This window comes from Synechococcus sp. H55.11 (assembly GCF_047462475.1).
GTDB lineage: Bacteria > Cyanobacteriota > Cyanobacteriia > Thermostichales > Thermostichaceae > Thermostichus.
Window position 1 is genome coordinate 1 of the sequence record NZ_JANSJI010000234.1, and the last position, 4,480, is coordinate 4,480.

A 4,480-nucleotide genomic window follows, 5' to 3' on the forward strand; every position below is an offset into this window, starting at 1 on the left:
CCCCCCGACTCTCCTCCCCTCCGTTTTGCCGCGCCGGGCGCGCTTTGCATCCCCGACCGGGGCGGCGGGGCGGTGGGCCGGGAGCCCCCTGGCGCGGGGGCCGGGGGTGAGGGGCGAACTCAAACCGAGAAGCCTCAGCAGGCGTTTTAATAGCGAGATTGGAAGCTGCGCCGCCGCTCGCCGCCGTTGGCGTTACCAGAGCGGAAGCCTGAGGTGGGGCGTTCTTCCCGCGGGCGAGCCTTGTTGACCTTGAGGTCGCGGCCCATCCATTCTGCGCCATCCAGAGCGGCAATAGCAGCCTGCTCTTCGGCCTCAGAACTCATTTCCACAAACCCAAAACCGCGGATGCGGCCAGTCTCCCGGTCGGTGGGGATCTGCACCCGCTTCACAGAACCGTACTCGGCAAAAACAGCGGTCAAATCCGCTTCTGTCACCTTAAAGGAAAGGTTGCCTACATAAATCGACATCGACGATCTCCGAAAGAGAGAGGAACAAAGGGCGAGATATTCGGAGAGCCGTCTGCCAATACAAAACGTGAAAACCCGTCAAGACCAGAAGAACCGAACGCTACAACCGACATTTATCTCGAACTAATTTTCATCATAACACAGAGATGGGGGATGGTCACTCCCCTTGCACAAAAATAGCAAAATAGCCGGTGCTATTGAGCTCGAGGCTACGCAAGTCGGCTGCCCAGGTCAAGAGCCCCAAAGGAGAGCGCTCCCCGTTGCCCTAGCCCAACTTTTCCAGGCGGGCTTGCAAGAGCTGCATCTGGGCCTCCAGCTCCGCCAGTTGCTCGCGGCTAGCCTGCACCACTTCCGGGTTGGCCCGACTGAGGAAACTGGGGTTCTCCAGGCGGGCGCGGATCCCTTGAGCCTCTTTTTCCAGCTTGGCCAGATCTTTTTGCACTTTAGCCCGCAGCGCCTCCACATCCACCAGCCCCGCCAAGGGCACCAGCACCTGCACCGTGCCCACTACGGCAGCCGCCACCTGCTTGGGCTCCGTGGCCAGGGATCCCGTAATTTCTAGGGACTCGGCCTTGGCCAGATCGCGGATGTAGGCTTGAGCGGCGGTGAGGATCCGCTGCTCGTCGGGATCCTCGGTAACCAGCAGAGCCGTGATGGTTTGATGGGGCTTAAGGCCAGCCTCTGCCCGCAGGTTGCGCAAGCTGCTGATGGTCTGGATCACCAGGCCGAACTCCCGCTCCAGTTGAGGGTCAACCCAGTTAGGGTCAGGGGCGGGATAGGGCTGGACGGAGATGGAGGTGGTTTGGTTGGCCTGGGTGAGGAGCTGCCAGACTTCTTCGGTGATATGGGGCATCCAGGGGTGCAGCAGCCGGAGGATGGTCTCCAGCACAGTGGCCAACACCTGCTGTGCCGTGCGCTTAGAGGTCGGGTCTTCTCCCCGCAGCCGCGGCTTGGCCAGCTCGATGTACCAGTCGCAGAAGTCATCCCAAATCAGGGAATACAAGAGCCGCGCCCCCTCGCCCAGGCCGTAGGCTTCCAGCTCTTCGATAACCTGGGTGGCCGCGGAGTGCAGTCGCGACAGGATCCAGCGATCGGCCAGCTCCAGCGCTGCGGGGGCAGGGGATCCCAGTTGGGCGGGGGTCTGCCCCTCCAGGTTCAGGAGCACAAAGCGGGAGGCGTTCCAGATCTTGTTGGCGAAGTTGCGGGCTGCTTCCACGCTGGCGCTCTCGCCGGTCTTGCGGTCGTAGGCCAGGCGGATATCCTGCCCTGCCCCCACCACTTCTTTAACCAGAGCGTAGCGCAGGGCGTCGGTGCCGTATTTGTCCAAAAGCTCGATGGGATCGATGCCGTTGCCCTTGGACTTGGACATTTTCGCCCCCTGCTCGTCCCGCACCAGGCCGTTGATGTAGACATCCTTGAAGGGGATCTGGCCGGTAAACTGCACTCCCATCATGGCCATGCGGGCCACCCAGAAAAAGATGATGTCGAAGCCTGTGGACATGAGGGAATTGGGGTAGTAGCGCTTGAAGTCCTCTGTCTCTTCCGGCCAGCCCAGCGTGGAAAAAGGCCACAGAGCGGAGCTAAACCAGGTGTCCAACACATCGGGATCCCGCTCCAGCCGCTCGAGGGCCGGGCCAAACTTCTCCCGTGCCTTCGCCCAGGCCTCTTCGGCATTGCGGGCCACCACAAAAGCCTGGGGATCCTCAGGGATCTGACCGTCGATGACCGGATACCAGGCCGGGATCTGGTGCCCCCACCACAGTTGCCGCGAGATGCACCAGGGGCGCAGCTTCTCCAGCCAGCCGGTGTAAACCTTGGTCCAGCGCTCCGGGATAAAGCGGGGGTTGTGGTGCTCTCGCTCCTCCTGCAAGCAGCGGGCCCCCATCCCCGAGACATCGCAAAACCATTGAATGGAGAGCAGCGGCTCGATGGGCACGCCCCCGCGGTCGCTGTAGGGCACGCTGTGGGTGTACTCTTCCACCTTCTCCAGCAGACCGTGCTCGGCAAACCACTGCACCACCTTCTCGCGGGCGACAAAGCGATCCAGACCGGTGAAGGGATCCCCGTTCTCGTTGAGGGTGCCGTCCTTGTTGAGAATGTTGATCAAGGGCAACTGGTGGCGACGGCCCATCTCAAAGTCGTTGGGATCGTGGGCTGGGGTAACTTTGACACAGCCGGAGCCAAAGGAGGGATCCACGTACTCGTCGGCGATGATGGGGATAAGGCGATCCTTGATGGGCAGCCGCACAAACTGGCCAATGAGATGGCGGTAGCGCTCGTCTTGCGGGTGGACCGCCACGGCTGTATCCCCCAGCATCGTCTCGGGGCGGGTGGTGGCCACCACCAGGTACTGGTTGGGATCCGCGGCCAAGGGATAGCGGAAATGCCAGAGGTGACCCTTGACCTCTTTGTTGTCCACCTCAATGTCGGAGACTGCCGACTGGGTGGCCGGACACCAGTTGACCAAATACTCGCCCCGGTAAATTAGCCCTGCTTCGTAGAGGCGGACAAAGGCTTCCGTAACTGCCCGGCTCAGCCCCTCATCGAGAGTAAAGCGATCCCGCGTCCAGTCCAGCGACAGGCCCAGCCGCCGCAGTTGGCTTTTGATGGTGCCCTGGGATTGCTCCTTCCAGGCCCAGGCCCGCTCCAGAAAAGCCTCGCGGCCCAGCTCAAAGCGGCTCTTGCCCTCCTGGCGCAGTTGGTTTTCCAGGATGGTGTGCACGGCAATGCTGGCATGATCCGTGCCGGGCAGCCAGAGGACGTTGTAGCCGCGCATGCGCTTGTAGCGCACCACCACATCCGGCAGGGTAAAGGCAAAGGCATGGCCCATGTGCAGGCTGCCGGTGACGTTGGGCGGGGGCAGCACCATGCTGAAGGCTTCTCCCGGCGCCTTGGGATCCGCTACGTAGAACCCCTTTTCCTCCCAAAAGCGCTGCCACTTCGGCTCGGTCTCAAAGGGGTTGTACTGGCTGGGCAGATGGGCGAGGGCAGGTGCAGCAGTCATGGGGAGAATAGGCCAACGGTTGAGAAGGATGAATCACTTTATAGAGTAGCAGTCTAACCCCTTGCCCTTTGGGGATGGGTAAGGCTGATCCCGATCACCCAGCAGAAAGGCGCTTTGGGCTAAGGTACTGCTATCCTCAGCGTTCAGATGCGGCTCTATGTACAGATCATTGGCGGCAACGGCCCTGATGGTTCTAATGGCTTTATCCGGTAGGATCCCTGCCTTCGCGCAACAAGAGTGGTGGAAACACTCAAAAGACGACATCCTGCTTTGTTATGGGCAGCCCGTCGATCCAGCCTCTCTACTGGGTTTTGAGGCTTGCTTGAGTGCCCGCAGCCACCCTGATGAAAAATCCCGGCTGGTAGGACTGTATTTTGTTCCGTACAGCGATTACGCCTTTTGCTTCGCAGGTACAGAGAAGCTCAATAGCTTAGAGTGGACTCTTGTGGGTCGAAGTGGAGAGTTCGTGTTTGGCCTAGATCGCCCTCTGGCCCCTTCTGAACTAGAAGGGGAGACCCCTTGGATTATCCAGCGAAAAGCCCGCATTCTCGATATGGAGGGGGATCCTGCCGCCGGTTTCAGCCAACTGGTGGTTTACGACGAAACCGAGTTGAATCTGAAGGGGTTTGCCATAGTGATTGCGCCGCCAGGGTACTTTGGGGATTCCATTTTGCCAGAAGTGTTTTTGGAGCGGCCCGAATGCCAGGCAATTTTAAATTGAGGGCCTTACACATACCGGGCGAGTTCAAAGAATCGCTACTGCTTCAGGACAGTGGGCAGGTCCTTCCCTGTTGGCAGATGCCCATAGAGCCAAGCGAAAAGCAAAGACAAACTGATGAATCGCTTGCCCATCTGCAGGAACTCAAAGGGGAGTTGTCGACACTCATTGAAAAGTGTCAACAAAAGTTTTCTGAGCAAGAGAAAAGTTCTTCTTGCACCATCTTTCAACAACAACTCGATAACCCATGACAAGAGAACCCCTTGCACCATTTTCTGCTAATGCTTGGCA

Annotated in this window: 3 protein-coding genes; 1 reads left to right on the forward strand and 2 read right to left on the reverse strand. The window is 59.6% G+C overall.

Going from position 1 to position 4,480, the window contains the following annotated elements; all coding sequences use genetic code 11:
* Window positions 1-146: 146 nt before the first annotated feature.
* Both NW853_RS09550 and NW853_RS09555 read right to left on the reverse strand, forming a co-directional pair.
* Window positions 147-467, reverse strand: coding sequence for an RNA recognition motif domain-containing protein (locus NW853_RS09550; protein WP_414348897.1), 321 nt, complete (start codon window positions 465-467; stop codon window positions 147-149).
* A gap of 265 nt (window positions 468-732) precedes the next feature.
* A complete protein-coding gene (locus NW853_RS09555; RefSeq protein ID WP_414348898.1) occupies window positions 733-3,471 on the reverse strand; it encodes a valine--tRNA ligase in 2,739 nt (912 codons plus the stop codon).
* A gap of 466 nt (window positions 3,472-3,937) precedes the next feature.
* Between NW853_RS09555 and NW853_RS09560 the strand changes: the two genes are divergently transcribed.
* A complete protein-coding gene (locus NW853_RS09560) occupies window positions 3,938-4,192 on the forward strand; it encodes a hypothetical protein (protein WP_414335398.1) in 255 nt (84 codons plus the stop codon).
* Window positions 4,193-4,480 lie beyond the last annotated feature (288 nt).